General features: G+C 69.6%; 22 protein-coding genes. 11 read left to right on the top strand and 11 right to left on the bottom strand.

The genetic code is table 11. From position 1 onward, the window contains the following. Positions 1 to 5 precede the first annotated feature (5 nt). From ABIE65_RS01760 to ABIE65_RS01730, 7 genes are all read right to left on the bottom strand, one after another. Positions 6 to 1,598, bottom strand: a complete 1,593-nt coding sequence (locus ABIE65_RS01760; RefSeq protein ID WP_354075121.1) for a PGAP1-like alpha/beta domain-containing protein — start codon at positions 1,596 to 1,598, stop codon at positions 6 to 8. A gap of 214 nt (positions 1,599 to 1,812) precedes the next feature. Continuing rightward, complete coding sequence (locus ABIE65_RS01755; RefSeq protein ID WP_354075120.1) at positions 1,813 to 2,673, bottom strand: manganese catalase; 861 nt, start codon at positions 2,671 to 2,673, stop codon at positions 1,813 to 1,815. A 243-nt stretch (positions 2,674 to 2,916) separates the two neighbouring features. Next, on the bottom strand, positions 2,917 to 3,282 hold the full coding sequence (locus ABIE65_RS01750; protein WP_354075119.1) for an SPW repeat domain-containing protein: 366 nt from the start codon (positions 3,280 to 3,282) through the stop codon (positions 2,917 to 2,919). Between the two features lie 157 nt (positions 3,283 to 3,439). Next, positions 3,440 to 4,399 carry an acetyl-CoA carboxylase carboxyltransferase subunit alpha gene (locus ABIE65_RS01745; protein ID WP_502918493.1) on the bottom strand — a complete coding sequence of 320 codons (960 nt, stop codon included), beginning with the start codon at positions 4,397 to 4,399 and terminating at the stop codon, positions 3,440 to 3,442. A gap of 120 nt (positions 4,400 to 4,519) precedes the next feature. Next, positions 4,520 to 5,500 carry a site-specific tyrosine recombinase XerD gene (locus ABIE65_RS01740; RefSeq protein ID WP_354075117.1) on the bottom strand — a complete coding sequence of 327 codons (981 nt, stop codon included), beginning with the start codon at positions 5,498 to 5,500 and terminating at the stop codon, positions 4,520 to 4,522. Between the two features lie 4 nt (positions 5,501 to 5,504). Then, a complete protein-coding gene (locus ABIE65_RS01735; RefSeq protein ID WP_354075116.1) occupies positions 5,505 to 7,286 on the bottom strand; it encodes a hypothetical protein in 1,782 nt (593 codons plus the stop codon). Continuing rightward, positions 7,267 to 7,407 carry a hypothetical protein gene (locus tag ABIE65_RS01730; RefSeq protein WP_354075115.1) on the bottom strand — a complete coding sequence of 47 codons (141 nt, stop codon included), beginning with the start codon at positions 7,405 to 7,407 and terminating at the stop codon, positions 7,267 to 7,269. The genes ABIE65_RS01735 and ABIE65_RS01730 overlap by 20 nt, the downstream gene beginning before the upstream one ends. 190 nt (positions 7,408 to 7,597) lie before the next feature. Between ABIE65_RS01730 and ABIE65_RS01725 the strand changes: the two genes are divergently transcribed. The 3 genes from ABIE65_RS01725 to ABIE65_RS01715 all read left to right on the top strand — a co-directional run bounded on the left by ABIE65_RS01725 (position 7,598) and on the right by ABIE65_RS01715 (position 11,661). Next, complete coding sequence (locus ABIE65_RS01725) at positions 7,598 to 8,167, top strand: shikimate kinase (RefSeq protein ID WP_502918492.1); 570 nt, start codon at positions 7,598 to 7,600, stop codon at positions 8,165 to 8,167. Next, positions 8,164 to 9,273 carry a 3-dehydroquinate synthase gene (aroB, locus tag ABIE65_RS01720; RefSeq protein ID WP_354075114.1) on the top strand — a complete coding sequence of 370 codons (1,110 nt, stop codon included), beginning with the start codon at positions 8,164 to 8,166 and terminating at the stop codon, positions 9,271 to 9,273. The genes ABIE65_RS01725 and aroB overlap by 4 nt, the downstream gene beginning before the upstream one ends. Before the next feature lie 369 nt (positions 9,274 to 9,642). Next, positions 9,643 to 11,661 (top strand): transglycosylase domain-containing protein, encoded by a 2,019-nt coding sequence (locus tag ABIE65_RS01715; protein WP_354075113.1) that lies wholly within the window; start codon positions 9,643 to 9,645, stop codon positions 11,659 to 11,661. 69 nt (positions 11,662 to 11,730) lie between these two features. Here the strand turns inward: ABIE65_RS01715 and ABIE65_RS01710 are convergent, their stop codons facing one another. The 4 genes from ABIE65_RS01710 to ABIE65_RS01695 form a co-directional block, all read right to left on the bottom strand. Beyond that, positions 11,731 to 13,047 (bottom strand): TRAP transporter large permease, encoded by a 1,317-nt coding sequence (locus ABIE65_RS01710; RefSeq protein ID WP_354075112.1) that lies wholly within the window; start codon positions 13,045 to 13,047, stop codon positions 11,731 to 11,733. A gap of 10 nt (positions 13,048 to 13,057) precedes the next feature. After that, the gene (locus ABIE65_RS01705; RefSeq protein ID WP_354075111.1) at positions 13,058 to 13,714 is read right to left on the bottom strand and encodes a TRAP transporter small permease subunit; all 657 of its coding nucleotides are present in this window, start codon (positions 13,712 to 13,714) and stop codon (positions 13,058 to 13,060) included. Between the two features lie 65 nt (positions 13,715 to 13,779). Beyond that, complete coding sequence (dctP, locus tag ABIE65_RS01700; protein WP_354075109.1) at positions 13,780 to 14,808, bottom strand: TRAP transporter substrate-binding protein DctP; 1,029 nt, start codon at positions 14,806 to 14,808, stop codon at positions 13,780 to 13,782. 225 nt (positions 14,809 to 15,033) lie between these two features. Further along, positions 15,034 to 16,056 (bottom strand): polyprenyl synthetase family protein, encoded by a 1,023-nt coding sequence (locus ABIE65_RS01695; RefSeq protein ID WP_502918491.1) that lies wholly within the window; start codon positions 16,054 to 16,056, stop codon positions 15,034 to 15,036. 94 nt (positions 16,057 to 16,150) lie between these two features. Here ABIE65_RS01695 and ABIE65_RS01690 point away from each other — a divergent pair, with 94 nt between their 5' ends. From ABIE65_RS01690 to ABIE65_RS01655, 8 genes are all read left to right on the top strand, one after another. Then, positions 16,151 to 16,366, top strand: coding sequence for a putative signal transducing protein (locus ABIE65_RS01690; protein ID WP_354075107.1), 216 nt, complete (start codon positions 16,151 to 16,153; stop codon positions 16,364 to 16,366). Next, the gene (locus tag ABIE65_RS01685; protein WP_354075106.1) at positions 16,363 to 17,142 is read left to right on the top strand and encodes a tRNA1(Val) (adenine(37)-N6)-methyltransferase; all 780 of its coding nucleotides are present in this window, start codon (positions 16,363 to 16,365) and stop codon (positions 17,140 to 17,142) included. Before ABIE65_RS01690 ends, ABIE65_RS01685 begins: the two co-directional genes overlap by 4 nt. Positions 17,143 to 17,207: 65 nt before the next feature. Continuing rightward, entirely contained in the window at positions 17,208 to 18,068 is an 861-nt protein-coding gene (locus ABIE65_RS01680; protein ID WP_354075105.1) for a S49 family peptidase, read from the top strand. Positions 18,069 to 18,108: 40 nt separating this feature from the next. Beyond that, complete coding sequence (locus ABIE65_RS01675) at positions 18,109 to 18,330, top strand: hypothetical protein (RefSeq protein ID WP_354075104.1); 222 nt, start codon at positions 18,109 to 18,111, stop codon at positions 18,328 to 18,330. Between the two features lie 116 nt (positions 18,331 to 18,446). After that, positions 18,447 to 19,343 (top strand): glycine--tRNA ligase subunit alpha, encoded by an 897-nt coding sequence (locus tag ABIE65_RS01670; RefSeq protein WP_354075103.1) that lies wholly within the window; start codon positions 18,447 to 18,449, stop codon positions 19,341 to 19,343. A 4-nt stretch (positions 19,344 to 19,347) separates the two neighbouring features. Beyond that, positions 19,348 to 21,453, top strand: coding sequence for a glycine--tRNA ligase subunit beta (gene glyS, locus ABIE65_RS01665; RefSeq protein ID WP_354075102.1), 2,106 nt, complete (start codon positions 19,348 to 19,350; stop codon positions 21,451 to 21,453). A gap of 106 nt (positions 21,454 to 21,559) precedes the next feature. Then, positions 21,560 to 24,220, top strand: coding sequence for a pyruvate, phosphate dikinase (gene ppdK / locus ABIE65_RS01660; RefSeq protein ID WP_354075101.1), 2,661 nt, complete (start codon positions 21,560 to 21,562; stop codon positions 24,218 to 24,220). A 75-nt stretch (positions 24,221 to 24,295) separates the two neighbouring features. Beyond that, positions 24,296 to 24,451: a hypothetical protein gene (locus tag ABIE65_RS01655; RefSeq protein WP_354075099.1), complete on the top strand. Its 156-nt coding sequence runs from the start codon at positions 24,296 to 24,298 to the stop codon at positions 24,449 to 24,451. Positions 24,452 to 24,637 lie beyond the last annotated feature (186 nt).

Raw genomic sequence — 24,637 nt, 5'->3', positions numbered from 1 at the left:
GGGCGCTAACCCCAGGGCCGCGCCTCGATCCGCAGTTTGCCCTTGAGGCCGGGCCGGGTCGTCTGCTCGATGGGGATCTCGAAGGTGAGGCCCGGCGCCTGCCCGGGCCCGCCGTCGAGCGGGCGGGTTTCGACAGCCCTGCCCGGTTTCCCCGGGTTGTTCTCCTGCGAGCCGTATTTGATGCGCCAGCCGCCGACCGCATCCTCGTCCGGGAACGCCTCGATCAGCGTCAGGTCGCGGTAGATGTAGCCGCCCTCGTAGTGGCGCTTCAGGAACAGCAGGCCGTCCACCTCGTAGTCGGGCACGAGGACCTTGAGGTCGAAGGCGAAGCTGACGGATTTGGAGGTCTTGACACTCTTGCGCGGGTCGAGGAACACCGAGAAGAGGTGCGGGCTCATGCTGCGGTCCGCCGCCCGCCGGGTGCCGGCCTCGCCGGGAAAGAGGTCGGCATAGCGCCGGAAGATGGCCGAGTTCTCGCGCGCCTCGCGCCGGGTCATCTGCCACTGGCAGCCGCGGATGCTGGCGACGACCTCGAACTGGTACGACGCCTCGATCTTCTGGCCCTTGTCCATCGCCTGCTGGACCTCGACCGGGAGCGTGATGTCGTCGACGTCCAGGAACCCGTCGATGCGCATCGCACCGAAGAGGAAGCGCGTGAGATTCTGGTACCCCTCCTCGGAATTGACGATGCCGTAGTGTCCGGAGTGGCTGCGGTGCACGAAGGCGCGCGGCGATCCGACGTCGGTGCCGCCGGCGCCGATCCCATGGGTCACGGCGTTCTCGATGCGTACGAGCCCGTCGCTGGCGTCGCCGACCGCCCAGGCCGAGACGCCGCCGACGGCGGTGTAGTCGCGCGGATTGGTGCCGATCAGGTTGAAGATGCGCTCCGGCGGGAAGTTCTCGACGACCGACACGTCGTCGCTCTTCTTCAGGCCGAGATACTTGGCCATCCGCTCGCGGTTGAAGTTGTTGACGTCGCCGAAGGAGAGCCAGCCCGGCACGTTGCGCACGAGGCGCATGTCGATGCCGTTGTGCGGCGTGGCGTAGGTGAAGAGCTTGTCGACCGCCGCGCGCGCTTCGGGCGATCCCAGCGTCTCGTTCTGCAGGAAGGCGCGGCAGACGAGGCCACCCATGGAATGGGCGACGAGATAGACGCGGAAATCCGCCGGGGTCACGCCGTTCTTCGGGTTGGCGCAGACCTTGTCGCGCAGGCGCAGGATCAGCTTGTCGAGACCGCGGGCGAAATGCTCGATCGGCGGCGTGCCGTCGCCGGTGCCGAAATCCTGGGAGGCTTCGTCGTAGTAGCGGTAGATGACGATGCTGCGATAGGGCACCGGCTTGTCGTGACGCTCGGCCGCCACGAGGTCGTCGCCCTCGACGAAGACGTCCTCGTATTTGTGGTCGCTCATCAGGCGGACGAGCGGCGATTCGAAGTAGAAGCGCTTCACATCGCCGGTCCAGGCGACCCGCGACTTCGTCGAGCCGATGTTGAAGCCCATGTAGGGATCGGCCACCGTTTCCTCGATCTCGCCCTGGGTGGCGGCGAACCCGCGGACATAGATGATCGGGTGGTAGGGATGCTGCGGGCTGTCGGGCATTGGACTCCCCCCTCGTGGAAGACGAGCAATGCCGCCGCGCCAAACCGCGGCGGCCATCGCCACGCGCGGAAGGGGCGTCGAGCGCGCCGTCGCTCCCGCGGTCCGTCAGCCTAACAGGTTCGCGTCCGCCATCCTGTGATCCGTATTACCACGCTCGCGACGCGGCGACCGGGAGGCGCCCGATCCGGCGGCACCTCCCGGATTGCGGGACGCGCTAGCTGCGCATCTTCGGCGTACCCTGGAGACGCGGGTCGATCATGCCCAGTTCTCCGTCGTCGCCCATGGCCGCGGGCGTCTCGACATACTCGATGGTGCCGCGGCCGTCGGGTGCCGGCCCCTGTGCCCAGCGGCCCGACCGGCTCTCGGTGCCCTCGGAGAAGTTCATGAACTTGTAGGACACGTCCTGAAGCTCGCGCTCCTGGGGAAAGCTGCTCGGGCAGGGGGTCGTTTCGAGACCGTCTTCCTCGAGTTCCCTGATGGCCGCCAGCCACTGGTTCTGGTGCATCGTGTCGCGCGCCAGCAGGAACGAGAGCATGTCGCGCACGCCACTGTCGCTGGTCATCTGGTAGAGCCGGGAGACCTGCAGCCTGCCCTGGGATTCGGCGGTGACGTTGAACCGGAAGTCCGCGAGCAGGTTGCCGCTGGCCACGGTGTAGCGGGAGGTCCAGGGATAGCCGACGCTGTCGGTCGGCGCGGCCCCCGAGCCGGTGACGATCACATGCTGCGGGTTGATCCCCGCGACGATCGCATCCTCGACATTGGCGCCACCCAGGACGGCGCCGATCACGGAATCCCGCGCGGCGTCCTCCTGCGCCTCGACCGGCGACGCCTCGAGCAGGCGCGCGATCATGGTCGCCAGCATTTCGACGTGACCGATCTCCTCCGTCCCGATATCCATGATCATGTCTTTGTACTTTGCCGGCGCACGGCAGTTCCAGCCCTGGAAGAGATAAGTCATCATCACGCTTATCTCGCCCCACTGTCCGCCGAGAACTTCCTGGAGCTGCTTGGCATAGACCGGATCGGGACGGTCCGGCTTTGCATTATATTGCAAACGGTTATGACGGATGAACATCCGTGCCTCCTCATCGTCCGGGTTTTGTTGATGCGGCTGCGCCTCACGCGCATCCGAGCAGCCGAACAAGGTCAGAGAGCGGTCGTTCCAGCCGATGCGAAAGATTCTCGAAATGGGTCTCTGCGCCCCGGCGGCATCACGTGCGGCCGCTTCGGTTGCAGGCACGCAGCGGCAAGCCGCGAATGGCCCCAGGGGCGTGCGCCCGTGGGGCCATCACGCTCCGGTGACACCGGGGCCGAAGCGTCAGGCCTTGACCGGGCGCGAGGCCGGGTGCCTTCGGGTGATGCTCGCGGTGCAGATTTCCACGAGGCCGACGAGCACGTGGGGCCAGACGATGACGTCCGCGAAACCGAACAGCCAGGGGGAGAAAAGCAGGAGCGCGCCGCCGCCGATATCCAGCCCCAGATGGACAGGCATCGGTATCAGGTGCACCGCGCCGAGTTCGTAGTCGGTGAACAGGCTGTAGGCGATGAGGATCGCCCCGAGCGCCATCGGCACCCATTGCGCGGGACCGCCGTCGGCGAAGCCGAAAAGATAGGGCGCGACGATGAGCAAAAGGCCGACCGCATAGTCGGCGAAGCCGTGTGTTCGCGTGCTGAGTGCCGCCATTGCGTCCTCCTGTTTCGCTGCCTCGCGCAACAGGATCGAACGGCATTCGTTCCGGGGAACCGGCGGAAAAAGCGCGCTGTCGGCGGCGCCCAATCGTTCGTCACAGGATCCTGGGGCCGTGCCGACGAAGCGCGCCGAGCCGAGCTTCGCGAGGAGATCAGGTCAGGCCGCTGCGCCCCATCGACAGGAATTTCTCGCGGCGCTCGCGGCGGAGTGCGTCGCCGTCGTGGCCGCGCAGGTCGTCGAGGGCGGTTTCCAGTGCGCGGCCCACGGTCTCGACCGTCTCCTTCGGGTGGCGGTGCGCGCCGCCGAGCGGCTCCTCGACCACCTGGTCGACGACGCCCAGGCGGGTGAGGTCCTGGGCCGTCAGCTTCAGCGCATCCGCCGCGTCCTTGGCGTTCTCGGCGCTGCGCCACAGGATCGACGCGCAGCCCTCGGGCGAGATGACCGAGTAGATCGAGTGTTCCAGCATCAGGACGCGGTTCGCCGTGGCGATGGCGACGGCGCCGCCCGATCCGCCTTCGCCGATGACGACGGAGACGAAGGGCACGCGCAGCTCCAGGCAGCGCGCGATGGCCCGGGCGATCGCCTCGGCCTGGCCGCGCTCTTCCGCCTGGACGCCCGGATAGGCGCCGGGCGTGTCGACGAAGCTGACCAGCGGCAGCGCGAACCGATCGGCGAGATCCATGAGCCGCTGCGCCTTGCGGTAGCCCTCGGGGTGGGCCATGCCGAAATTGCTGCGCATCCGGGTCTCGATGTCATGACCCTTCTCGTGCCCCATGACCACGACCGGGCGACCGTAGAGCCGGCCGAGGCCGCCGACCAGCGCCGCGTCCTCGCCGTACAGCCGGTCGCCGGCGAGGGGCGTGAACTCGTCGATCAGCGCCGACAGGTAGTCGCGCAGATGCGGGCGGTTCGGGTGGCGCGCCACCTGGACCTTCTGCCAGGGCGTCAGCTTCGCGTAGATCTGGCGGAGCTGGCGGTCGGCCTTCGCCTGGAGGTCGCCGACCTCCTTGTTGATGTTGATGTCGTCCGAATGGGACAGGTGCCGGAGCTCTTCGATCTTGGCTTCGAGCTCGATGATCGGCTTTTCGAAGTCGAGTGGGGTGAGCACCATCTCATTCCTGTCTGCGGCGCAAAGGCCGGCCCTGTCTGCGGCGCAAGGTGCCGGCCGGCGCCGGAAGAGCGGTCCTACATGACCTTGCGCGCCGGGCATGTCAACGGCGTCGGCCGGGCCTCAGTTCTTCCGGCGCTGCCCTGCCAGCGGGTGGGCGGCGATCGCCGTCCGCAGCCGTTCCGACTGGACGTGGGTGTAGATCTGGGTGGTGCCGATGTCGGCATGGCCGAGCATCTGCTGCACGCTGCGCAGGTCCGCGCCGTGGTCGAGCAGGTGCGTCGCGAAGGCATGGCGCAGCACGTGCGGCGAGATGCGCGCCGGATCGAGGCCCGCCTTCAGCGCCAACTCGTCGAGCAGCTGCCCCAGCCGGCGGCGCGTGACGTGGCCGGTGCCGCTGTGCGAGGGAAACAGCCACGGCGACGATTTCTGGCCGCGCAGGAAGTGGTCGCGGACGTCGCGATACGCCTCCAGCGCCGCGATCGACGCCTCGTTCAGGGGCGCGATGCGCTCCTTGTTGCCCTTGCCGCGGATGAGGAGCACGGGGGGGATGCGCGCGCCTGCCAGCGAGGCCGGGAGGGCGACCAGTTCCGAGACGCGCAGGCCGGCGCCGTAGAGCAGTTCGACGAACGCGACCAGTCGCACGCCCTCGGGCCCCGGCTTCGCGCGGGCCGCTTCCGACAGGGCATCGAGGTCGGATTCGGCGATGATCTTCGGCAGGCTGCGGCCCTGGCGCGGGCTGTCGAGCGGGGCGCAGGGGTCGTCGCCGCGCATGCCCTCGACATAGAGGAAGCGGAAGAACTGGCGCAGCGCGGAGAGCCGCCGCGCGGCGGTGCGCGGCGACAGGCCGGCGCCGTCGAGGGACGCCATGTAGGCGCGGACGGCGTCGGTGGGCGCGTCCTCGGGGCGAACCCCGCGGCGCCCGGCGAAGGCGCCGAAGTCGGCGAGGTCCCGCCGATATGCGGCGAGGGTGTTCGCTGCGGCCCCCCGTTCCGCCGCGAGCATTTCCAGGAAGGCCTCGCCGCGCCCGGTCAATGCGGCGGCCGGGCCGGGTGGGCGGCCGCGCCTGGGGAGTCCGCGGGGGGCGGCTTTGCCCTCGGCCATCGACTCAGATCCCGAGGCCGAGTGCCGCGTCGACGGCGAAGCTGCGGGCATGGCTGCCGAAGCCGGCGGTCCGCAGCGCACTGACGATGGCGTGCAGCCGCGCGGATTCCGGTGTCCGCTCGGGATTGGCCTTTGTCGCGACGGCGGCGCGCAGCAGCGTCTCGCCCCTGCGGCGTTTCTCGGCGGCGGCGCGGAGGTCGCGCAGGGCGGGCACCGCCTGTCCGCGTTGCGGCGTCGCGGCCGGCAGCAGCGACCAGGCCTGGGCCGGGACCCGCGTGTCGAGCGCCTCCAGAAGGGCGAGGAAGGCTGCGGCACGCTCCGCCGCCCGTGCCGCGTCCGATTCCAGCTGCTGGTCCCACCAGGTGCGGAACAGCTGGTCGGACCAAGCCGTGTCGGGGGCGGCCAGCATCATCAGCGGCCACACCTCTGCGGCACCCTTTGCGGCAAGGGGATTGCCGGGCGCCTCGCGCAGGGCGATCTGGAACCACTCGGCGGCGACGGCGGGCTCATCGGCGGAGACGGCGGCGCGAACCGCCTGGGGCGCGAAGAAAGAGAGATGCGCCGCGGGCCGGAGGTCGCGCATCAGCGGCATCGAGATCTCGGCGACGGGCCGCAGCACCCCGTTCCGCGCCGCCGCGTCGAAAAGCTGCTTCAGCGCACCGGCGCGCGGTACGCGCTCCGTGGCGGTGCGGGCGGAGCGGAACAGCGCTGCGCGCTCCGCCGCCGTCTCGGCCGAGATACCCTCGGCGCCGGGACGGGCGGCCGGCGTCCAACTCGTGCCGCCCTGCAGATAGAGTCTTCCGAGGATCGCCGGGTCGAGCGCGTTCGCCGCCACCGCCTGTTCGGCGGCGGTCAGCCGCACGGCCAGATCTATCTCGTCCGACTGGGCGACGGCGCGGAGCAGGGCGGGCTTGGCACCCTCCGCGGCATCGGGCGGCAGCGGCAGCTTCGCGGCCTTTAGCATCGCGAACTGGAGCGGCGTGATGGAGGGGAGCGTCGAGATTTTCGCCTTGTCGAAGCCGAGCAGCGTGTCCATCAGGGCGAAATAGGCGGGATCGCGGTGCCCCCGGTCGCGCAGCAGGTCCGTGGCCAGCGCCGCCTGATCGCGCCGGTCCTCACGGACCTGGCAGAAGGAGACCAGCTTCTGCCAGTAGGCGTCGGTGCTCTTCGCGATCGCTTCGGCGCCGGTGGCGCAGGCCGAATCGAGATCGCCCCGGAGAAGGTCGAGGTCCGCGCTGAGCCGCGACAGGTCCTCCGTCCGCTCCTTCGCCGGGATGGCGTCGGCGCGGACGGACGCGCCGTCGAGGTCGCCCAGGGTGGCCAGCGCGGCGACGCTGAGGACCGGAATGTCCGGTGTCGGCGCCGGTCCACGCGGCGGCACCGCCTCGGTCAGCAGCGCCCGTCGGACCAGCAGGTTCAGCGTCGGCGCATCGATCCGCGGCGGCAGGTCGGCGATCAGCCGGGCGATGTCGGCCCGACCGCTGCCGGCCCAGAGATCGGCGCCGAGATCGCCGCTGACCTCGTGTACCGTCAGGTCGGCACCCGAATCGCCGGGCCCTGCGCTCGGCAGTACCGGAGTCGGCACGAAGGCCGGCAGCGGTTCCGCGCGCACCGCATCGGCCGGCGGCGGCCGGCCGACCGGCCCGAGGATCAGGGGGCCGTCGGCGTTTCCGCCCGCCGGTGCCGCGGTCTGCGCGTCGGCACCGGGCAGGGTCGCCGACAGAAGCAGCGCGGCCACCGCGATGGCACCGCCGCGGCGGCCTCGGTCAGCGCGGGAAACGCTCATCCGGGATGTCTTTCTCGATCTGGCGGGTGGGCGGCGGGATATCCCATGTGGCGAGGAATATCGTTCCGGCGACCAGCCCGGCCGCCACGGCGATCATGATGACGCGGGAAAAAATGCTCATACCTTCTCGCTAGCGCAGGCGGACACCGCGTGCCGTTTCGCCCGGCCCCTCGGATTCCCAACGGGATGTATTGTGCTACAGTCCCACTCCTAGCAGAGGCCGCGAGTTTATATGAGGTGGAAACGTATGTTCAACGACCGGTGCCGCGCATTCCCGGCACGGGTTTACCGGCCGGACGGCGGGCGTTGACGTGACCGAGCGTTCCACCCCCAGCCTTCCCAAGACCGTCGTTCTCGTCGGCATGATGGGCGTGGGAAAGACGACCGTGGGCCGGCGGCTCGCGGCGAAGCTGGCCGTGCCCTTCGTCGATGCCGACGTCGAGATCGAGGCGGCGGCCGGCTGCACGATCGAGGAGATCTTCGCGCGCCATGGCGAGGCCGCCTTCCGCGACGGCGAGCGCCGCGTCATCGCCCGGCTGCTGGCGGGGCCGGTGTGCGTCATTGCCGCAGGCGGGGGCGCCTTCAACGACGAGCAGACGCGTGCCAGTATCCGCGCGCACGGCATCTCGGTATGGCTCCGCGCCGACCTCGACCTGATCATGCGGCGCGTCGGCAAGCGCAGCAACCGGCCGCTCCTGAAGACCGCGGACCCGCGCGGCACAGTCGAGCGTCTGATGGCCGAGCGGGGGCCCATCTATGCCCAGGCGGATGTCGCGGTGGACTGCATCGACGGCCCGCCCGATGCGACCGCGGCGCGCGTGATCGCCGCGTTGGAAACCTGGTGCGGCCACCCGGTCGCGCCCTTGCGAGAGGCTTCATGAGCGTCCATCCGGTCGAGACGGTACGGGTCGAACTCGGCGACCGCAGCTACGACATCCTCGTCGGTGCGGGCCTGATCGAGGGCGCCGGTCCGCTGATTGCGCCGCGGCTGCGCCGGCCGCGCGCCATCGTCGTGACCGACGAGACGGTGGCGCGCTTCCACCTGGCACCGCTGCAGGCCAGCCTGGAGGCGGCGGGCATCCGCTGCGACAGCGTCGTGGTACCGCCGGGCGAGGCGACGAAGGCATTCGACCGGCTGAGCGGCGTGCTCGACGCGATCCTGGATGCCGGCATCGACCGCGATTCGACGGTGATCGCGCTGGGCGGCGGCGTCGTCGGCGACCTCGCCGGCTTCGCGGCCAGCATCGTGCTGCGCGGCATCGGCTTCATCCAGGTGCCGACCACGCTGCTGTCGCAGGTCGACAGCTCGGTCGGCGGCAAGACCGGCATCAACACGCGGCACGGCAAGAACCTGATCGGGACCTTCTACCAGCCGGGCCTGGTGCTCGCCGACACCGGCGTCCTGTCGACCCTGCCGCGGCGGGAGCGGCTGGCGGGGTATGCCGAGGTGGTGAAATACGGGCTGATCGACGACCCCGCTTTCTTCGAATGGCTGGAGACCAACGGCCCGGCGGTCGTCGACTGCGATCCGGCCGCGATGCGCCGGGCGGTCGTGACCAGCTGCCGCGCCAAGGCCGCCATCGTCGCGCGCGACGAACACGAGACCGGCGACCGGCAGCTCCTCAACCTCGGACACACCTTCGGCCACGCCTTCGAGGCCGAGGCGGGCTATGGCGGCGACCTGCTGCACGGCGAGGCCGTGTCGCTGGGCATGGTCCTGGCGTTCGACATGTCGGTGCGCCTCGGCCTCTGTTCCGGACAGGATGCCGTGCGGGTCCGCCGCCACCTGGAATCCGTCGGCCTGCCGGTACGGCCGCCGGCGGGTCACAGTGTCGAGGCGCTGCTGCGACGGATGCAGAAGGACAAGAAGGCCCGCGGCGGCCGCGTGACCTTCATCCTGGCGCGCGGCATCGGCCGGTCGTTCGTCGCACGCGACGTCGATCTGGCGGCGGTCGAGGCGCTGCTGGTCGACGCCATGGCCGCGTAGCGGATCGCCCGAAGCGGCATCCGGGCGGTCTTCGCCGAAGAGGCCAGGCGGGAAAGAGCGGTACGAGGGACCGGCTGGGCCGCGCGAGCGTTGTCACAGGGTCACAGCCCGCGCCGTTCCGTCGACATCCGAAAGAAGCCGTGGCCACGCCGCAATTCCGTCCCGGCAGCCCCTTAGCAGCAATCGTCACCGGCGGCCCGCGAACGGCCGCGCCGATGCCTCCTTGCCGAAAGCCCGTCGATGAGTCGTAAACCGACCCCGCCGCATCCGCCGAAGGGACCGAGGGCAGGGGGCCGCCGTCCGGCCGCCGCCGCGACGGGAGGGGCACCGCGTCTCGGGACGGCCGGCGATCCGCCATCGTGGCGCAGCATGGGATCTGCCGGCGCCAAGCGGGGAAAGCGGCCGGCGAAGGGCGGCGGCCGCCGCCGCGGCTGGGGGCCGCTGCTGCGCATCGGCCTGATCGTCGGCGCCTGGGGAATGGTTCTGCTGATCGCCGGGCTGGCATGGCTCGCCTGGGACCTGCCCGGAATCGAGACCGCCGGCACCGCCGACCGCAAGCCCAGCATGACGCTGCTGAGCAAGGACGACAGCTATCTGGTCGGGTTGGGCGAGCTCTATGGGGCGGCGGTCGACGTCGACGCGCTGCCGGCCTTCGTGCCGCAGGCACTGGTCGCGGTCGAAGACCGGCGCTTCTACGACCATGGCGGCCTCGACCCGCGCGGCTTCGCCCGGGCGATCTATGTGAACGTGACCGCGGGCGCCTTCGTCCAGGGCGGCAGCACGATCACCCAGCAGCTGGCGAAGAACCTGTTCCTGACGCCGGAGCGGACGCTGACCCGGAAGCTGCGCGAGGCCCTGCTGGCACTCTGGCTGGAGCGCAAATACGACAAGGACGACATCCTCGAACTCTACCTCAACCGGGTCTATCTGGGCGCCGGCGCCTACGGTATCGACGCCGCCGCGCGCCGCTATTTCGGTAAGCCTGCGGCGGAGATCGGCCTGTGGGAGGCGGCGGTGCTGGCCGGCCTGCCCAAGGCGCCGTCGCGCCTCGCGCCGACGCGCAATCCCGACCTCGCGGCCGAGCGCGCGCGCCTCGTGCTGTCGCTGATGGTCGACGAGGGCTACATCACCCAGAAGCAGGCGGACGCCGCGCGCCGCGACACCGTCACCGTGGTCACGCCGCCGGGCGACGGGGACGAGGGGCTACGCTATTTCGCCGACATGGTGACGGACGAGGTCCAGGCGCATCTGGGGTTCATCGACCGCGACCTGCTGGTCAAGACGACGCTCGACCCAGCCATGCAGCAGGCGGCCTTCGACGCGTTGCGCAAGGGCCTCACCCGCAAGCCGGGGCAGCCGGAGCAGGGCGCCATCGTCGCGATGACGCCGGGCGGCTCGGTGCGCGCCCTCGTCGGCGGCCGGGACTATGCCGAGAGCCAGTTCAACCGTGCCACCCAGGCGCTGCGCCAGCCGGGGTCGGCCTTCAAGCTCTTCGTCTTCCTGGCGGCCGCCGAAGCGGGCATCCACCCGGACGACCGCTACACGGACGGGCCGATCTCGATCGGCGACTGGAGCCCGGGCAACTACGGCGACCGCTATTATGGCGACGTCACGGTGCGCGAGGCGGCGGCACGATCGCTGAACTCCGTCGCCGTGCAGCTGGCCGACCGGGTCGGGCCGGCGAAGGTCATCGAAGCGGCCGAGCGGCTCGGCGTGGGTTCGGACCTGCGCCGCGACCTCAGCATCGCGCTGGGGACCAGCGAGGTGACGCTCATGGAGCTCACCGGCGCCTATGCGACGATGGCGAACAAGGGCCTCGCCGTCTGGCCGCATGCGGTGCGCGAGATCACGGACCGCCAGGGCAACATCCTCTACCGCCGGGCCGGCGACGGCGAAGTGCGCGTCGTGGACGCCGATGCCGTCGCGTCGGTGAACGACATGCTGGCCGCCGCCGTCGAATGGGGGACCGGCAAGGCAGCGCGCCTCGACAGGCCGGCGGCCGGCAAGACGGGCACCACCCAGGACTCCCGCGACGCCCTGTTCGTGGGCTTTACGGCCCAGCTCGTCGCCGGCGTCTGGACCGGTAACGACGACAACAGCCCGATGCGCGGCGTGACCGGCGGCGGCGTTCCGGCGCGCATCTGGCACGACTTCATGCTGGCGGCGAACAAGGGCCTGCCGAAGCAGCCGATCCCCGGCGTCGGCCAGGTGCCGCCCAGGCCGGCGCCGTCGCAGCCGGTCGCGGCGGCCGAGCCGCAGCGCCAGGACAAGGGATGGGCGCCGTCCTTCCTGCCGAAATCCTGGTTCGGGGGAGGGTCCTCCTCGTCCTCTTCGAAAGCCCATTCGGACAAGTGGAAGAGGGACAATTTCGAGAAGGTCGGCCAGTAGGCGGTCCCGAAACGAAACCGGCCGGCGTCCAGGGGACGCCGGCCGGAGCCGTTCGCAGTCGCTGCGAGATCAGCCGGCGACGTTCTGCATCATCAGCTGCGGCAGGTAGAGCACGATCTGCGGGAACGCGATCAGCAGGCCGACGCAGATGAGGTCCGCGACGACGAACGGCCAAACGCCCTTGAACACCGCCGACAGCGGGATGTCCGGTCTGACCCCGTTGACGACGAAGCAGTTCAACCCGATCGGCGGGGTGATCAGGCCGATCTCGACCATCTTCACGACGATGATGCCGAACCAGATCGGGTCGTAGCCCAGGGCGACGATCGCAGGGAACACGACGGGCAGCGTCAGCAGCAGCATGCCGATGCCGTCCATGAACATGCCCAGGATGATGTAGACGAACAGGATCAGCAGCAGAATGACGAGCCGCGGAACCTCGATGTGGGCGATATAGTCGGCGAACGCGCCGGGGAGGCCGGTGAAGCCCAGGAAGCGGACGTAGATCAGGATGCTCCAGATGATGGTGAAGATCATCACCGAGAGCTTGCTGGTCTCCATCAGCGCGTCATAGAGGTTGCGCCACGACATCTCCCGCTTGGCGAGCGCCATGATGAAGATGATGAAGGCGCCGACGCCGCCGACCTCGGTCGGCGTCATGACGCCGGTGTAGATGCCGAACAGGATGACGCCGATCACGAAGACGATGCCGTACGCGCCCTGCAGGGAGCGGAACCGCTCGCCCCAGCTCACGCCCTCGATCGACGGGCCGAGCGCCGGGTTGATCATCACGCGCAGGACGATGATCGAGCTGTAGCAGAAGGCGGTGAGGGCGCCGGGGATGAAGCCCGCCAGGAGCAGCGCGCCGATCGACTGCTCGACGATGATGCCGTAGATCACGAGGATCGCGCTGGGCGGTATGAGCGATGCCAGCGTACCGCCGGCGGCGACCACCGCGGCGGCCATGCTGCGGTCGTAGCCGTAGCGCAGCATCTCCGGAATGGCGACGCGGCTGAACACGGCTGCGGTCGCCGTGCTGGCGCCGGAGACGGCGGCGAAGCCGGCGGTCGCGAAGATCGTCGCCACGGCGAGGCCGCCGGGTAGCCAGCCGAGCCAGCAGCGTGCCGCGTAGAAGGCGCCCTGGGTGAGGCCCGCGTAAAAGGCGAGGTAGCCGATGAGGATGAACATCGGCAGAACCGAAAGGGTGTAGTGGCTGGATTCGGAATGGGCGAGGAAGCCCGCCAGTCCCGTGCCCGGATCCCAGCCGCGCAGGATGGCGAGGCCGATCAGTCCGACGAGGCCCGATGCGTAGGCGATGCGCACGCCGAGCAGGATGAGCCCGACCAGCGCGATGATCGATAGAATACCGGCCGAATAAGCGTCCATGGATGTGCTCCTAACGGCGGCCGGCGCCGGTGCCCGGACGGTCGTCGACCGGGGCATCGTCGTGAATGATTTCGGCGATTTCCTCCTTCGCGTGTTCGGCCGCGCTCTTGATGATCGGCACCGCGATCGGCGTGGCGGTCGGATAGGCGATCAGCCGGAAGTAACCGAACAGCTGGATCGCCAGCCGGATGAACAGCAGGCCGAGGGCGATCGGCACGATGAGCTTGGACGGCCAGACCGGCAGCTGCGTGTCGATCGTGCTGTCGCCGATCTCGTAGGCGCGCAGGAAGTGCATGAAGCTGCGCCGGACGATGACGAAGATGTAGAGCATGGCGAAAGCGGTCGCCAAGGCCTCGACGCACCAGAGGAAACGGCCCCGAAAGTTCGAGATCACCAGATCCATGCGGATGTGGCCGCCGAGGCGCTGGCAGTAGGCCGCGCCCATGAAGGCGAACGTGGCCATGCTCACCTCGATCCAGTCGATGGCGCCCGGGATCGGTGCGTTGAAGATCTTCCGGCCGACGACCTCGGCGACCATGAAGAACATCAGAAGGAAGATCACCATCGCGGCGACGATGTTGAACGCGTCCTCGATGCGCGCCATGAACCGGTCCACCGCGCCGAGCGCTCCGCCCCCTTGGGACGGCGTATCAGCGGTTAATGCCATTCGCTCCCTGCCTTGCGTAAAGAGGGCCGGGTGTTGCCCCGGCCCTGAGAGATCCGTTCACCGGATCACGACCCGGCTTTCTTCGCTTCCGCCAGCACGACGTCAAGAACCTCTTTACCAGGAAGGCCCCTTTTTGCCATGTCGGCGACCCATTGGTCCCACACCGGCTTGGCGGCCCGGGCCTCGAACTGTGTCCGGACATCCGGCGCATAGGTGATGCGCTCCAGGCCGGCCGCGACGAACATCGGGATGTTCTTGTCGTCCGCCGCCTTGTAGGCCGCGATCATCGCGGCATAGGCGTCGGCCTTGGCGTCGATCAGCAGCGTCCTGTAGGCGGCCGGCAGCTTGTCGAAGGCGGTGCGGCTGAGCAGGAGAGGGCAATTGATGCTGCCCGGCGCCATGCCGTAGGTGTACCAGCGCGAGACCTCTTGGAGCTTGTAGGTCGCGTGCGCATAGCTGAACGGCAGGGACGCCGCCTGGAAGGTGCCGCGCTCCAGCGCGGTGTAGATTTCGGGCGAGGGGACGGTGGTCGGCACGGCGCCGAGCGTCTTCATCGCCTCGCCCAGGCCGGCCAGGGCGCGCACGCGCATCCCCTTCCAGTCTGCCAGTTCCTTGGGGGCCTTGCCGGAGCCCATGAACTCGTACTGGGGCAGCAGCGCGGAGAAGAACGGGATCGAGTCCCACTGCTGCAGTTCCTTGGCGATCGCCGGGTGCTTGTAGACGGCCTCGTGGACCTGCTTCTGGATCTCCAGGTTCCCGAACGGCAGGAACGGCAGGTCGAGGACGCCATTGAGCGGCGCCTTTCCGGGCGCGTAGGAGATGCACATGATCCCGCCCTCGATCGCACCGATCTTGATGCTGTCGAGGACTTCCTTGGCCGGCGACACCGCTTCGGCGTAGTGGATCTTGATGGCGAAGTCGCCGCCGCTCTTTTCCGCCGCGATCTCGGCGATCCGCTCCATGCCCTTGGTGAAGGCGCGCGACGGGCCGTGCACCGACCAGTTCCAGGAGACTTTCTCTGCCGCATGAGCGGCTGTGCCGACGAGGCACGCTGCAAGTAATGATGCCGTCGCGAAATAATGCTGAAGCCGCATGAGCCTTACCTCCCTGAGTTTTTTTCTTCACGGGCCGGATTTGGTCCGGCTCCGCCTTCGCCTGCATCTTCTGAGGATGCGTGGCGTCGCAGAATAGGCAGAGGGAGGCGGCCAAGCAACTGCGCGGGCCGGGATCGGAAGCCCGGTCTCGCGGTCGGGAGCGCAGCGGGATGCGGGAGGGCCGGTGCCGGCCCGGCCCGAAAGGCGCCGGGCGCGGCGGCAGGATCAGAAGGCGCGTTCGACGCAGAAGTCGGCGACGTCGGTCAGCATCTTGCGCATCGGAGAGGCCGGGAAACGGCCGATGGCCGCGTTCGCCTGCGCCGCGTGACCGCGTGCCCGCTCGAGCGTCTCCTCGATCGTCCGGTGCCGCCGCATCAGCGCGGTCGCATGCGCCAGATCGTCGTCGCTCTGTTCGAGCCGCGTGATCGTGCGCTCCCAGAAGGCGCGCTCGTCGGCGTCGCCGCGCTGGTAGGCGAGGATCACCGGCAGCGTGACCTTGCCCTCGCGGAAATCGTCGCCGATCGTCTTGCCCAGGGTCGCCTGGGGGGCGGCATAGTCCAGCACGTCGTCGACGAGCTGGAACGCCAATCCGAGGTGGAGGCCGTAGGAGTCGAGCGCTTCGGCGTCGGCGGCGGGGCGGTCGGCGATGACGGCGCCGATCCGCGTGGCGGCGGCGAACAGCGCGGCCGTCTTGCCCCGGATGACCTCCATATAGTCCGCTTCCGATGTCTCGGGGTGGTTCGCGGTGGTCAGCTGGAAGATCTCGCCTTCGGCGATCGTCGCCGATGCCTGGGCGAGGATCCGCAGCACTTCCAGCGACTGTGCCGACACCATCAGCTGGAAGGCGCGGCTGAACAGGAAGTCGCCGACGAGCACGCTCGCCTGGTTGCTCCACAGCGCATTGGCGGTCGGCATGCCCCGCCGGAGGTCGCTCTCGTCGACGACGTCGTCGTGCAGCAGCGTGGCGGTGTGGATGAACTCGACGCACGCGGCCAGCCCGAGATGGTGCTCGCCCGCGTAGCCGCAGAGCCGGGCCGACGCCAGGGTCAGCATCGGGCGCAGCCGTTTGCCGCCGGCCGCGACGATGTGGCCGGCGAGTTGCGGGATGAGCGCGACCGGACTGTGCATCCGTTCGACGATGAGGGCGTTCACCTTCGCCATCTCGCCGTCCAGTTGCGCCCGCAATGCGTCCAGCGCGTTTAGCGACGCTTCCCGCGCGTCGTGGTCAGTTTTCGCCGCGACGGCCAATGAGTCCTGCCTAGTTGACGCGTGCACCCGTGACGGCGAGCATAGGCGCGGGTGCCCGCGGGTCAAGCGAGACCTCCGCCGACAGGGAGGCCGGATGCGCGAACTGACGCGGAGCAACGACGTCGTCTTCCTCTCCTGGCTGGTCGCCGCCCTGCGGGCCGAAGGGATCGAGGCGGTCGTTCTCGACGCCCATACCAGCGTGATCGAGGGCAGCATCGGCGCGATCCCGCGGCGCGTCATGGTGCTCGCCGAGGATTTCGAGGCGGCGCAGCGGTTTTTCGACCAGGCGCGCGAGGACGGCATCCATTGAGCGGCGACCATCGGCCGGACGCGACGGCGGGCGCCGTTTCCGAGAACAGGCTGCTCGGCGGCCGCGTCCGGCTGCGGCAGCCGGTCGCGGGCTACCGGGCGGCGATCGATCCCGTCCTGCTGGCCGCGGCGGTGCCCGCGGGGACGGGCGACCGTGTCCTGGACGTGGGGGCCGGCCCCGGGGCCGCGGGGCTCTGCCTGGCGGCACGCGTGCCCGGACTTCACCTGACGCTTCTCGAGGCGGAGCCGGCGACGGCGGCCCTCGCCCGGGAGAATGCGGCCCTCGCGGCCGCCGCCCAGCCGATCCCCCCTCCTTTCGCGGTGCACGAGGCGGACGTCGCCGATGCCCCCTGCGGCCTGGGGCGCGCGTCGTTCGAGCATGTGCTGACCAATCCGCCGTTCATGCCGGCGGGCCGCGGCACGCCGGCGACCGCCCGCGGCCGCCCGGCGCGCCAGGAGGGGACGGTGCCGCTGGCCGCCTGGGTACGCGCCTGCGGCCTCTGGGTGCGTTCGGGCGGCACCGTGACCGTCGTCCATCGCGCCGACCGCTGCGACGAACTGATCGCGGCGATGGTCGGCGCGGGCATGGGCGGCATCGCGATCCTGCCGCTGTGGCCCCGACAGGGCAAACCGGCCAAACGCCTGATCGTCCAGGGCCGCCGCGGCAGCCGGGCGCGAGCGCGGCTTCTGCCTGGGCTGGTGCTGCACGGTGCCGGCGGCGCGTTCACGCTGGAGGCGGAGGCCGTCCTGCGCGACGCCGCTCCGCTCCCTTTGTAGGCCTTCGCGGGATTGGAATCGGCTGTCGCCGCCACTAGTCTCGCTTCATGGCACCGCGATGGAAGATGAGCGACTGGTTCAGGGGACTGCGCCGGCCGGCGGCACCGGTCGTGGCGGTCGTGCGCCTGACCGGGATGATCGGCGACGTCGGCGGATACCGGCAGGGGCTGTCGCTGACGCGACTGGCGGCGGTGCTCGACGTGGCGTTCAAGCTGCGCAACCTCAGCGCGGTCGCCGTCGTCATCAATTCGCCGGGCGGCTCCGCCGTCCAGTCGGCGCTGATCGCGACGCGGATCCGCTCGCTGTCGCTGGAGCACAACGTGCCGGTCGTCGCCTTCGTCGAGGACGTCGCGGCGTCGGGCGGCTACTGGCTCGCCTGTGCCGCCGACGAGATCCTGGCGCACGAGGCCTCGATCATCGGCTCGATCGGCGTCGTGGCTTCCGGGTTCGGCTTTCAGGCGCTGATGGAGCGGCTGGGGATCGAACGCCGGCTCTACACGTCGGGCGAGCGCAAGGCGCAGCTCGACCCCTTCCAGCCGGAGCAGCCGGAGGAGGTGGCGCGCCTGAAGACGCTGCTGGCCGACATGCACGAGACCTTCAACCGGATGGTGCGCGACCGCCGTGGCATGCGACTGAAGGCCGACGACGAGGCGCTGTTCACCGGCGAGTTCTGGACCGGCCGGCGCGCCCTCGAACTGGGACTGATCGACGGCTTCGGCGAACTGCGCTCGGTGATGCGCGCGCGCTACGGCGAGCGGGTGCGGCTGCGCGTGGTCGGCGAACGGCGGCCGATGCTGCAGCGGATGTTCAACCGGCCGGGCACCTCGCTGCGGATCCCGGTCGGCCCGGACGGTGCCAGGGGCCTGGCGGACGCGCTGGTCGCCGCCGCCGAAGAGCGGGCGCTGTGGGGCCGGTTCGGACTATGACGCCGCGCATGGTGCTGCACGGCCGGGAAGGCGACGTCGCATGGGGTTGAGCCTGGGCAAGCTGGTCCTGCTGGCGATCCTGATCGTCGCTGTCCTGTACGGATTCCGTCTGTTCCGTGCGCTGCAGGATGGGCGGCTGGACGCGCAGCGGCGACGCCGCGTCCGGGAAAGCACCGAGGCGGAGAGCGTGGTCGACCTGGAGCGCAACCCGCGCACCGGCGCCTTCGAACCGCGCCGCCCGTCCGACCGGCGGGACGGCTGACGCTCCGGCTCCCGTGTCCCGACCCTCGCGCTCCGGCCGTTCGACTTGTCGCTCCCGAGGCGCATCGCTATGGTGCGCCGCACTTCGGGACGGGTCGTTCAGACGGGTTCGAGAGCATGGCGCGTGCGCCCAGCGGCAGTGGTGAGGGCAACAGCTTCCAGGAGCTGATCCTGAAGCTCCAGACCTATTGGTCGGGGCAGGGATGCGCCATCCTGCAGCCCTACGACATGTCCGTCGGTGCCGGCACCTTCCACCCGGCGACGACCCTGCGGGCGCTCGGCCCGGAAAGCTGGGCGGCGGCCTATGTACAGCCGTCGCGCCGGCCGACCGACGGCCGCTACGGCGAGAACCCGAACCGGCTGCAGCACTATTACCAGTTCCAGGTGATCATGAAGCCGGCCCCGGCCGACATCCTGGACCGGTATCTCGGTTCGCTGGCAGCCATCGGCCTGGACCATCGCGACCACGACATCCGCTTCGTCGAGGATGACTGGGAGAGCCCGACGCTGGGCGCCTGGGGCCTCGGCTGGGAGGTCTGGTGCGACGGGATGGAGGTGACGCAGTTCACCTATTTCCAGCAGGTCGGCGGCTTCGACTGCAACCCCGTCTCCGGCGAAATCACCTACGGGCTGGAGCGTCTGGCGATGTACGTCCAGGGCGTCGAGAACGTCTACGACCTGGACTTCAACGGCCACGGCCTGACCTATGGCGACGTGTTCAAACAGGCCGAGCGCGAGTTCTCCACCTACAATTTCGAGAAGGCCGACACGGAACTGCTGTTCCGGCATTTCGGCGATGCGGAGAAGGAGTGCGCCGCGCTGATCGGCGCCGGCCTGCCGCTGCCGGCCTACGACCAGTGCATCCAGGCGAGCCACACCTTCAACCTTCTCGACGCCCGCGGGGTGATCAGCGTGACCGAGCGAGCCGCCTATATCGGCCGGGTGCGGGCGCTGGCGCGCGGCTGTGCCGAGGCCTGGCTGAAGGCACGCGGCCATCTCGCCGAGGCGGGCTGAGACGATGGCCGAACTGCTGATCGAGGTCCTGACCGAGGAAATCCCGGCGCGGATGCAGGCGCGCGCCGCGGAGGATTTCAGGCGGCTGCTGACCGAGCGTCTGGCCGGTGCCGGGCTCGCCTTCGACACCGCACGCGCCTTCGTGACGCCGCGGCGACTCGCCGTCGTCGTCGACGGCCTGCCGGGCCGCCAGCCCGACACGACCGAGGAGCGTAAGGGACCGAAGGTCGGCGCGCCGGAGAAGGCGGTCGAGGGCTTCCTGCGCGCCGCCGGTGTCGCGAGCCTCGACCAGTGCGAGCAGCGCGAGGTCGGCAACGCGATGGTCTGGTTCGTCGTGCGGAAGCGCGAGGGACTGCCGACGCGCGAGGTCCTGCCCGACCTGATCGTCGGGGCGATCCGCGACATTCCCTGGCCGAAATCGATGCGCTGGGTCGCCGATTCGCCGGCGCGCTTCGTCCGGCCGCTGCACGGCATCGTTGCGCTGTTCGACGGGGCGGTGCTGGACGGCGGCTACGACGTCGGCGGTGCGGCGGGGACTATTCCCTTCGGCGACACGACGCGCGGCCATCGCTTCCTGGCGCCGGAGCCGTTCGCCGTCCGCGACTTCGCCGACTACGGGGTGCGCCTCCGCGAGGCCTACGTCCTGCTCGATCCGGCGGAGCGGCGCGCGATCATCCTGGCCGAGGCACGTCGCCTCGCGGCCGACGAAGGGTTGGTGCTGCGCGAGGACGAGGGGCTGCTGGACGAGGTCACGGGCCTGGTGGAGTGGCCGGTTCCCTACGTCGGCAGCATCGACGAGGTCTTCATGACCGTCCCGCCGGAAGTGCTGGTGGGGTCGATGCGGGCGCACCAGAAGTACTTCTCGCTGGAGACGGCCGAGGGCCGGCTCGCGCCGCGCTTCGTCGTCGTCGCCAACACCGAGACGCGCGACGGCGGGCGGAAGGTCATCGCCGGCAACGAGCGCGTGCTGCGCGCCCGCCTGTCCGACGCGAAGTTCTTCTGGGACCAGGACCGGCGCGTGGCACTGGCGGACCGCCTGCCGGCGCTCGACCGGATCGTCTTCCACGCGAAGCTCGGCAGCGTCGGCGACAAGGTGCGCCGGCTGCGCAGCCTCGCCGCGACTCTGGCGCGACACATCCCCGGCGCCGACGCGCCGTCGGTCGAGGCCGCGGCGACCCTGTGCAAGGCCGACCTCGTCACCGGCATGGTCGGCGAGTTCCCGGAGCTGCAGGGCCTGATGGGCCGCTACTACGCCCTGGAGGAGGGCCAGCCGGCACCGGTGGCCGAGGCGATCGCGCGCCACTATGCGCCGCAGGGGCCGGGTGACGCCTGCCCGACCGACCCGGTGGCGGTCGCCGTGGCGCTCGCCGACAAGATCGATACGCTGACCGGCTTCTTCGCCATCGGCGAGAAGCCGACCGGTTCGCGCGACCCCTATGCCCTGCGCCGCGCCGGCCTCGGCATCATCCGGCTGATCCGCGAAAACGGCCTGCGCGTCGCCCTGCGTCCGGCGTTCGCCGCGGCGCACGCGCTCTATGCCGGGCAGGGGACGGCGCCGGAGGACCGCAGCGCCGACCTCGTGGCCGACGAACTGCTCGACTTCCTCGCCGACCGCCTGAAGGTGCATCTGCGCGAGGAGGGGGTCCGGCACGATCTGGTCTCGGCCGTCTTCGCGCTGGGCGACGAGGACGACCTGGTGCGGCTGCTGGCGCGGGTCGAGGCGCTGGGCGCGTTCCTGGCGACCGACGACGGCGCCAACCTGCTGATCGCCTATCGGCGCGCGGCCAACATCGTCGCGATCGAGGAGAAGAAGGACGGCGCCCGCTACGACGGCGCGCCGGAGCGGGACCGGCTGCGCGAGGAGGAGGAAGTCGCGCTGGCGATGCAGCTCGCGGCGGAGCGGGGGGCGATCACCGATGCCGTCCGTGCCGAGGCGTTCGCCGGCGCGATGGGCCGCATGGCGGGCCTGCGTCGCTATGTCGACGCCTTCTTCGACAAGGTGACCGTCAACGTCGAGGAACCGGCGGTGCGCGCAAACCGTTTGCGCCTGCTGGCGCAGATCCGCGATACGATGCAGGTGGTCGCGGATTTCTCCAAGGTCGAGGGTTGACCGGCGCCGGTGACCATCGGGGGTCTCTGATCGGGTCTTTCGGCATCTGCCGTCCGCAACGAGCGCCGGACCTTTACGACAAGCGCTCCGAAACGAGGGTCGGACAATGACGCAGTGGGTCTACGGCTTCGGTGACGGCAAGGCGGAGGGCCGGGCCGACATGCGCGAGCTGCTGGGCGGCAAGGGGGCCAATCTCGCCGAGATGAGCAATCTGGGCCTGCCGGTTCCGCCCGGGTTCACGATCACCACGGAAGTCTGCACCTTCTATTACGCGAACGGCCAGACCTATCCCGGCGATCTCCAGGCCCAGATCGACGCCGGGCTGAAGCAGATCGAGCAGATCACCGGGATGGTTTTCGGCGACCCGTCCAAGCCGCTGCTCGTCTCGGTCCGGTCGGGCGCGCGCGCTTCGATGCCGGGCATGATGGACACGGTCCTCAACCTCGGCCTCAACGACGAGACGGTCGAGGGGCTGGCCAAGGCCGCCGACGACCGGCGCTTCGCCTACGACAGCTATCGCCGCTTCATCCAGATGTATGGCGACGTCGTGCTCGAGGTCGACCACTCGCTGTTCGAGGAGGCGCTCCAGATCATGAAGGAGCGCAAGGGCGTGTCGCTGGACACGGAACTCGCCGCTTCCGACCTGGAGAAGCTGGTCGAGGAGTACAAGAAGGTCGTCGCCGACCAGCTCGGCAGGCCCTTCCCGCAGGATCCGCGCGAGCAGCTGAAGGGTGCCATCGGCGCCGTCTTCGGCAGCTGGATGACGGCGCGCGCCGTGACCTACCGGCGCCTCAACGGCATCCCGGAGAGCTGGGGCACGGCGGTCAACGTGCAGGCCATGGTGTTCGGCAACATGGGCGACACCAGCGCCACCGGCGTCGCCTTCACCCGCAACCCGTCGACCGGCGAGCGCCGCCTCTACGGCGAATACCTGGTCAACGCCCAGGGCGAGGACGTCGTCGCCGGCATCCGCACGCCGCAGCACCTGACCCTGGCGGGCAAGGAGGAGCACGGCTCCGACCTGCCGGCGATGGAAGAGGTGATGCCGGAGGTGTTCGGGCAGCTGGTCGACATCCAGAATCGCCTGGAAAGCCACTATCGCGACATGCAGGACATCGAGTTCACGGTCCAGCAGGGCCGGCTTTGGATGCTGCAGACGCGCAGCGGCAAGCGCACGGCCGGTGCCGCCCTGCGCATCGCCGTCGACATGGTCGAGGAGAAGCTCATCTCCGAATCCGAGGCCGTGCGCCGCATCGAGCCGCAGTCGCTCGACCAGCTTCTGCATCCGCGCCTCGACCCCGACGCGCCGCGCACCGTGCTGGCGCGCGGCCTGCCGGCCTCGCCCGGCGCCGTCTCCGGCAAGGTCGTCTTCAGCGCCGACGAGGCCGAGGCGATGGCGCAGAAGGGCGAGGACGTCATCCTGGTCCGCATCGAGACCAGCCCCGAGGACATCCACGGGATGCACGCGGCACGCGGCATCGTCACCAGCCGCGGCGGCATGACCAGCCACGCGGCGGTCGTCGCCCGCGGTATGGGCCGCCCCTGCGTCGCCGGTGCCGGGGAGCTGCGCATCGACTACAAGGCGCAGACCCTGTCGGCGCGCGACAAGACCGTCTCCAAGGGCGAGACGATCACCATGGACGGGTCGACCGGCGAGGTGATGCTGGGCGCCGTCGCAACGATCCAGCCGAAGGTCTCCGGTGACTTCGCCAAGCTGATGGTCTGGGCCGACGGCATCCGCCGCCTGAAGGTGCGCACCAACGCCGAGACGCCGGCCGACGCCGAGGCGGCGATCAAGTTCGGCGCCGAGGGCATCGGCCTGTGCCGGACCGAGCACATGTTCTTCGACGGCGAGCGCATCATCGCGGTGCGCGAGATGATCATGGCCGAGGACGAGGCCGGCCGCCGGGCGGCGCTCGCCAAAATCCTGCCGATGCAGCGCGAGGATTTCGCGGCCCTGTTCCGCATCATGGCCGGCCTGCCGGTGACCATCCGCCTGCTCGACCCGCCGCTGCACGAGTTCCTGCCGCGTACCGACGAGGAGATGCGCGAGGTCGCGGCGGCGTCCGGCAAGTCGATGGACATGGTCCGGCATCGCGCACTGCAACTGCACGAATCCAACCCGATGCTCGGCCATCGCGGCTGCCGCCTCGGCATCTCCTATCCCGAAATCTACGAGATGCAGGCGCGCGCCATCTTCGAGGCGGCCGTGGAGATCGGCAAGGAGACCGGCAACCCGGTCGTGCCCGAGGTGATGATCCCGCTGGTCGGCATGCCGAAGGAGCTGGAGCTCCTGAAGGAGGTCGTCGACCGCGTCGCCGGCGAGGTGCAGGCGGCTTCGGGCGTGCATATCGACTATCTGGTCGGCACGATGATCGAACTGCCGCGCGCCGCGCTGATGGCGCGCGAGATCGCGAAGAGCGCCGAGTTCTTCAGCTTCGGCACCAACGACCTGACGCAGACGACCTTCGGCATCTCGCGCGACGATTCCTCCTCCTTCCTCGACGCCTATCAGCGACGCGGCATCCTGGAGAAGGACCCGTTCGTCAGCCTGGACGTCGACGGCGTCGGCGAATTGGTGAAGATCGCCGCCGAACGCGGCCGCCAGACCCGCCCCGACATCAAGCTCGGCATCTGCGGCGAACACGGCGGCGACCCGCAATCCGTGATGTTCTGTCACGAGGCCGGGCTCGACTACGTCTCCTGCTCGCCCTACCGCGTGCCGATCGCAAGGCTGGCGGCGGCGCAGGCGGCGATCGGGAAGTAGGTTTCGGCGTCGACAGGCATATCGTTCGTTATGCTATCTCTCGTGACGAACGGCCCTTTGCCTCGGGAGAATTCTGTGAATCGAGATCAGGACAGTAAGCCCGTCACGCCCGATGCGGGGGCGATGCGCAGGGAGCCCTGGGTCACGCCGGATATGTCAGACTACGACATCGAGGCACTCACGGAAGCACCCGGTCCCGGCGGCGCCGCCGATGGCGGTCTCTATAGCTGACCGTTTGGCTGCTCCGGCCGGGCGGGGTGGCCGCCCGTACGGATGGTCCATCTCGCTGCCTGGTTTTCCGCACTTCACGTGATGCTGAGAGCGCGGACGTAATGCGGCATCTGCCACAGGGTCGGACAGGATTTGCAGTTCTCGTTACCGATGTCCGGCATCTTTTGGAAGCCAATTGCTTCATTC

Source organism: Constrictibacter sp. MBR-5, from assembly GCF_040549485.1.
In the GTDB taxonomy this organism is placed as follows: domain Bacteria; phylum Pseudomonadota; class Alphaproteobacteria; order JAJUGE01; family JAJUGE01; genus Constrictibacter.
Note: the sequence above shows the minus strand (reverse complement) of the source record. Positions and strands in the feature narration are given on the sequence as shown.